This is a genomic window from Komagataeibacter ossonobensis (assembly GCF_057359305.1).
In genome coordinates, this window is sequence record NZ_JBXAYQ010000127.1 from 1 (window position 1) to 1,039 (window position 1,039).

The 1,039-nt window shown below is 57.8% G+C and carries 2 pseudogenes; both read left to right on the plus strand.

The features are described from left to right. Positions 1-531, plus strand: a pseudogene (locus AC1RQ9_RS19005) (PLP-dependent aminotransferase family protein); the annotation flags it as partial. A 340-nt stretch (positions 532-871) separates the two neighbouring features. Next, positions 872-1,039: pseudogene (locus AC1RQ9_RS19010) on the plus strand (MSMEG_0572/Sll0783 family nitrogen starvation response protein); the annotation flags it as partial.

The window sequence follows — 1,039 nt, forward strand, 5'->3', positions numbered from 1 at the left end:
GCCCTCGACCATAGCCGTGTCAGCTACGTGGCTACCCTTGCCAAGACGCTCAGCCCCGGCCTGCGCACCGCCTATGTGGCCTTGCCCAATGCGGACATGACCCGACGGGTCGCGGCGGCCATCCGGGCCATTGCGCTCACCAATGCCGGCCTGCTCAGCGCGCTCACGGCGCGATGGATGCAGACAGGGCAGGCACATACAATCCTGCATGCCATCCAGAAAGAACTGCGCCTGCGCCAGTCCATTGCCCGCAGGGTTCTGGGGGAGGGGCATTGCATGAACCCCGACGGGCCGCATGTGTGGCTGAAATTGCCGGACTGGTGGGGCAGTGCGGATTTTGTGGCGTACGCCCGCAGGCGGGGTCTGGCGCTGGTTCCCAGCACTGTTTTCACCATCAGCGGCGAGCCGCCGCAGCGGGCACGGATTGCATTGGGCAGCGCACCGGATGCTGCAAGCCTTGAGGAATCCCTGCATGGCGTGCTGTCGGTCCTGCAACACAAACGCTCACCCGGCTTTGCCGATATTGTGTGACCTGCGCACAGTGTCTGGAATCGATGGGAACATCTGATTCCGGGGCGCGCCATGCGGGCACATGGAAAAACAAAAAGGCACTTCATTCACGACTGCGTGATTATAAAATTACGCTAAAACAGACCCTTATGGATGCTTCTTACGATTGTATGGTTGTCGTATATTTTTTGTATGTCTCTGTCTTGGCAGGATGGCGGCATGTGATCTGATTTGAGCCGTTTGTACCCTTTTCATAAGGCATACAATATTTTGGCTCTCTGCCATCCCGTGCCACGTTTGCCTCGGCAACGCGGTCAGTTTCGGCTCCCTGCCGGAGACCGCAGCACACGGGAGAGATACCATGCCGAAAGTCGAACACGCTCCGCATAAAGATGGCGACTGCTTCGTCAATTATGAAAACAAGGTCTTTGAGGACGTCAAAGCCCAGCCCGGCGAAAAAGCCCTTATCACCTTCCATACCGTGGCCAATGAAGGTTCGGTCGGGTTTGTAAACCTGCTGCAGGCCACA